Origin of the sequence: Methylobacterium sp. J-090 (assembly GCF_022829345.1) — a bacterium.
Lineage (GTDB): Bacteria > Pseudomonadota > Alphaproteobacteria > Rhizobiales > Beijerinckiaceae > Methylobacterium.
Genome location: NZ_JAKSXV010000076.1, coordinates 1 through 5,381, shown reverse-complemented (window position 1 = coordinate 5,381; position 5,381 = coordinate 1). Strand labels below are relative to the sequence as shown.

2 protein-coding genes are annotated in these 5,381 nt (G+C 71.7%); both read right to left on the bottom strand.

All coding sequences use genetic code 11. The annotated features are described in order from the left end of the window. Positions 1-584: 584 nt before the first annotated feature. Positions 585-3,554 (bottom strand): response regulator, encoded by a 2,970-nt coding sequence (locus tag MKK49_RS12430; RefSeq protein WP_244028805.1) that lies wholly within the window; start codon positions 3,552-3,554, stop codon positions 585-587. Positions 3,555-3,631: 77 nt separating this feature from the next. Beyond that, the gene (locus MKK49_RS12425) at positions 3,632-5,026 is read right to left on the bottom strand and encodes a pentapeptide repeat-containing protein (protein ID WP_244028807.1); all 1,395 of its coding nucleotides are present in this window, start codon (positions 5,024-5,026) and stop codon (positions 3,632-3,634) included. Positions 5,027-5,381 lie beyond the last annotated feature (355 nt).

Sequence of the window (5,381 nt, the reverse complement as noted above, 5' to 3'; positions counted from 1 at the left end):
GCCACTCGCCGCCCACACGGGAGGCCCCCCGGCGGACCGGGTCGGGGGGCTCGGGGGGAGGAGACGGTGCCCCGCGTCGATGGCCCGGTTTCGCCATCGCCCCGGGCCGCATCGGCGACGCAAGGTGCCCTGGACGGGGAGGCCGTGTTGAGGCTGGCTCCGGGACCCTGGGGCGCACCGAGAGAACGGACGGTCCGCCCACTACGAGGCGGGCTCGGGGCCCCGTGCCCTGATTAGTCGGCTGCCGCACCGGCGTTTCCCGCGAAGGGGCGTCGCGTCGCGCGGAGGAGGGCCGCCACTAGCCGAGTCGCCGAGGCCGAGAAGACATCGTGACGAAAAACGGATCGGCCTCGACGCGGGGCCGGGCCGGGGGACGCCGGGAGACCGGCTAAACTTACCAAAACGTGGTTTCGCGGCGTCCCGCGTCTCCCGTTTCCTGGCCATCCCCCGCGCCGGACCCGGCGGCGGGGCCGCACCCGCGCGCGACCTCGGAACCGGCGCAGGGCCGCGACCCGCGGACCTGAAGACGGGTCCGATCCCTTTGCCCGTGGCCGGTCTGACGACCGGCCGCTCGGACGGCGCCCCTACCCTCCCGGCGCCACCAGCGACCGGAGCGACTCCGACAGGTCGTTCAGGCCGAGGCGCCCCTTCTGGAGCACCCGGTCGGCCTGGCCCGCGAGGCGGCGGCGGTCCTCGGCGGTCACGTCCTTGGCGGTGAGCACCACCACGGGGATGTCGCGCCATTCGGGCTTGGCGCGCAGGGCGCGCAGGAAGCCGAAGCCGTCCATCTCCGGCATCATCAGGTCGAGGAGGATGAGGCAGGGTTTCTTGGCCGCCGTCGCCTCGAGGCCGGCGATGCCGTTCTCGGCGGAGGCGACCCGCCAGCCCTCGCGGGTCAGCATCGCCGACATGCGCTCGCGGGCATCCGGATCGTCGTCGATGATCAGGACCGGCCCCTCGTTCTCCGAGGGCTTGAACCGCTCCATGGCGGTCTTCAACTGGCCCCACTCGATGGGCTTCTGGAGGTAGTCGGTGGCGCCGAGCGAGAAGGCGAGGTTCTGCTCGTCGAGGACGGTGACCATGATGATCGGCGTGGCGCCGAGTTCCGGATCGGCCCGCAGGGTCCGCAGCACCGACCAGCCGTCCATGCGCGGCATGGTCACGTCGAGGAGGATCACCCGGGGCCGCAGGGCGCGGGCGCGCTCGACGCCCTCGCGCCCGTCGCTCGCCGTCGCCACGGTGAAGCCGTCCTTCTCGAGGAAGCGCACGAGGAGGTCGCGGGTGGAGGGATCGTCGTCGATGATGAGGACGTGGCCGCCCGAGGCCATGTCGGGGATCGGCAGCCGGCTCGCCGCGTGGGCACCCTCGTGCCCGATGGCCTCGAGGGGCGAGGTGCTGACGTAATCGGCGGGAACCCGAAGGGTGAAGGTGGTGCCCATCCCCTCGCGGCTCGTCACCTCGATGGCGCCGCCGAGCATGTCGGCGAAGGCGCGGGTGATGGCGAGGCCGAGGCCGGTGCCGCCGAAGCGCCGCGTCGTCGAGGCATCGGCCTGGGTGAAGCGCTGGAACAGCTTGGCCTGCTGCTCGGGATTCATGCCGATGCCCGTATCGGTGACGCTGAAGCTCAGCCAGCCGGTCCCGCTCGCCGCGCTGCGCGTGGCCGAGAGGGTGATCCGGCCGCCCTCGGTGAACTTGGCCGCGTTGCTCAGGAGGTTGATGAGGCACTGGCGCAGCTTGGTCTGGTCCGTGTGCGCCTCGCCGAGCCCGTCATCGATCTCGAGCGCGAGGGTGTTGCCCTTCTTCTCGACGAGGGTCTCGACGGTGGAGGCGACGTCGCGGACGATCTCGGCGACGGGGAAGGTCTCGGCGTAGATCTCCATCCGCTCGGCCTCGATCTTGGAGAGGTCGAGGACGTCGTTGATGAGGCCGAGGAGGTGGCGCGCATTCGCCTCGATCTTGCGCATGTCGACGAGGAGGCTCTCCTCGCCGAGATCCTCGATCTCCTCCTGCAGCATCTCCGAGTAGCCGATCACCGCCGAGAGCGGCGTGCGCAGCTCGTGGCTCATGTTGGCGAGGAACTGGCTCTTGGCGCGGTTGGCCTCCTCGGCCGCCTCCTTGGCGGCGGCCAGCGCCAGCTCCGCCTCCTTGCGCGCGGTGATGTCCGTGTGGGCGCCGACCCATTCGCGGATGCTGCCGTTCTCCTCCAGGATCGGCACGGCGCGGGCGGCCATGAAGCGCCAGGACCCGTCGTGGCGGCGGATGCGGTGCTCGATCTCGTAGGGCGACACGGTTTCCACCGCCCGGTTCCAGGCCGCCATGGTGCGGTCGCGGTCCTCGGGGAAGATCGCCGCGACGAAGCCGTGGCCGGCCGCCGCCTGCGGGGTCTGGCCGGTGAAGCGGGTCCATTCGGACGGGGCGGCCTCGAAGCCGCCGTCGGGCGTGGTGGTCCATACGATGGAGGCCGTGGCCTCCGTGAGCGAGCGGAAGCGCTCCTCGCTGTGGCGCATGCGCTCCTCGGAGAGCTTGCGCAGGGTCTCGTCGGAGACGACGAGGCCGACGCCGTCGGCCTGGGTGCCGGCCGGTCCGGAGCTGCCGCGCAGGGGATAGAAGCTCATGAGGAAGTGGCGCACCCCGCGCGGGGCGCTCGGTGTGGGCACGGCGACATCGACGTTGGTGGTGACGAGGCCCTCGTCGCGGGCGGCCCGGAGCTTGGGGGTCAGCTGCTCCTGGAGCGTCGGCAGCATCGCCCAGATCGGCGCCCCGAGATCGGCCCCGAAGCCGCGCTCGTTCATGGTGGCGAGCGCCCGGTTCATGTGGCGGATGCGCAGGTCCCGGTCGAGGAAGCCGAGGCCGACGGGGGCATTGGCGAACACCCCGTCGAGGAGGACGGCCATGCGCTGCTCCTCGCGCCGCCGCACGAGGGCGAGGCGGCCGAGCAGGCCGACGGCTCCGAGGGCCGAGGCGATGGAGATCAGGAGCAGCACCAACGACCAGGTCCGGTCCTGGCCCTCGACCTCGGCCAGCGTCAGGTTGGCGTGGTCCTGGATCACCTTCGCGGCGGCGCGGACCCCGTCCATGGTGCGCTTGCCCTCGCCGGTCCGTGCCACCACCACGGCCGGGTCGTAGCCCTCGCTCCGGCGCACGGCGATGACCCGCGCGGCGAAGCTGCGCTTGGCATCGACGAACGCGCGCAGGCGTCCGGGACCCGGGCCGGAGGAATCCTTGGTCAGGGCCTCGATGGCGTCGAGCTGTCCGCCGAGGGTGCCCTGAGCGGCGTCATAGGGTTCGAGATACTCGTCGGCCCCGAACAGCATGTAGCCGCGCATGCCGGTCTCGAGCTCGACCATGTTGGCGAGCAGGCGATCGCTCTGGGTGAGGATCGCGTGCTGGCGCGTGCCCTCGACCCGGCGCGCCTCGCCCACCCAGTAATTCGCGACGCCCGCCGCCACGGCGACGCCGATGAGCAGCAGGGCGACGGGGGAGCTCGGCAGGCCGGCGAGCAGACGCGACTCGCGCCGGCCGCCGGCGGGACGCGAAGGGGAGGCTGGGGTCATCGGGCGGCCTGGGCGGGAGATCGGGGAAGGGGGCGGCTCCGCGAGGAGCCCGGCGAAACCGGCACTCGCCGAACGCGTCAGCGCCGGAGGCGGTTGCCGAGGATGAAGCCGAACAGCCCCATGAGGATGATGCCCGCCGCACCCTCGATGCCCACCAGCAGGTTGGTGAAGCGCCCGACGGGCTTGATGCCGATCTCGGGCGGGTTGGCCGTCATCATGTTGAGGGCGCTGTAGCTGACGAGATCGAGGACGTTGTAGGTCGGGCTGCCGTCGCCGCCCTCGCGGATGAGGCCGCCGGCGACGCCGTAGAGGGCCGCGAACAAGCCGATGACGAGGACGAAGGCCCGCGCGATCCGCGACAGGCTCTCGCCGTAATCGCACAGCCACTCGACGAAGCGGTCGGCGACCCACTGGTAGCCGTGCCGTGCCAGATCCCGGCCGGAGCGGGCCTGCCAGGCCGCCCGCGCCTCGGCGCCCGCGTGGAACCGGCCCATGCGGCGGCCGCGCTTGTACGCCCAGCTCGCCTCGTCCTGGGCGCCGATGCTCTTGAAGTTCTGCTCCAGGGCGAGGTAGCTCGCCTGGGCGGCCTTGTAGTCCTTGGCGATCTCTTCGCCGACGGCGCCGCCGAGCTGCTCGGCGCGCATCCGCGTCCCGTTGAGCCAGGCGCCCGCGAAGCGCACGTGGGTCAAGGAGCAGGTGGAGAGGTTGAGCCGAACGAGGCTGGTCTCGGAGAAGTCGGCCCCGTCGAGGGTCGCCCCGTCGAGCTTGACCCCGGTGAGGTTGGCGCCGCGCAGGCGCGAGCCGGCGAGGTTCGCCTTCTTCAGGCTGGCGCCCTCGAAATCCGCATAGGTGAGATTGACGTTGCCCATCTTGACCTCGTCGAGGCGGGCGCCGCGAAAGACGGTGTAGTCCGCATCCGCCCCCGTGAGGTCGGCGCCCCACAGGTCGGTGCCGGTGAAGTCCGCGCCGTCGAGGAGCGCGCGGCGCAGCTTGGCGAACCGCATGGAGGCCTGTCCGAAGCGGGCATCCTCCAGCATGGCCTCATCGAAGTTGGCCTCGCCGCCGGCCATGCCGGTGAAGTGAGCCCCGCTGAGATCGGCGCCGCCGAGGTTCGCCTCCTCCAGCACCGCGCCATCGAAGCGGGCCGAACGGCCGAGCGCGCCGGACAGGTCCGCGCCCGCGAGGTTGGCGCCCGATAGGTCGACCTCTTCGAATGTCGCCTCGCGCAGATCGGCGCCGGCGAGCCGGAGTCCGTCCTGCTGGCCGTCCCACCAGGGCGGGGGGGCGTCGGCACGCACGCGGACGCCGAGGGCATCGCGCCCGAGGGCGAGACCCCTGAGGTCGACGCCCTGGAGATCGAGGGCGCCGGCTTGCGAGGCCTCGCCGCCGGGAGACCCGATCCGCGCCAGCAGGGCGACGAGGCGTGGATCGCCCTCGCCCGTGGCCTCAGAGCCCGGTCGCGCGGGCGACATGCGGGCGGCGCCGGATTCATCCCTCAAGGCAGCTGTCTTTCGTTCCGGACAAAGGGTTTAGGGCACCACCGACGGGCAGCCCTGTCCGGCGGTGTCCACGGCACCTACAGTGGTGTCAAACCCGAACGGCGTCGCGCCCCTCCCCTGCCCGTTTCACGCGCCGGTCCGATTCCCTGATCCTACGAGGCCGGGGCCCGTGGAGCACCGATGATCCGCAACACCGTTTCCGTGTGTTTTCAGGGGGTTGTGCCGGGGGTGTCGCGCGGGTGTCGTAAAAAACGCATCCCGCTGTCATTTCGGCGTTGACGGGCCGGCTGGGTGTCCCTAGAAGCCTGTTCATCGGCGGCGGCGAGCG

What these genes read in the sequence shown, in the direction of transcription:
- MKK49_RS12430 (WP_244028805.1), bottom strand. Translation starts at nt 3,554, where the DNA reads ATGACCCCAGCCTCCCCTTCGCGTCCCGCCGGCGGCCGGCGCGAGTCG.
- MKK49_RS12425 (WP_244028807.1), bottom strand. Translation starts at nt 5,026, where the DNA reads ATGTCGCCCGCGCGACCGGGCTCTGAGGCCACGGGCGAGGGCGATCCA.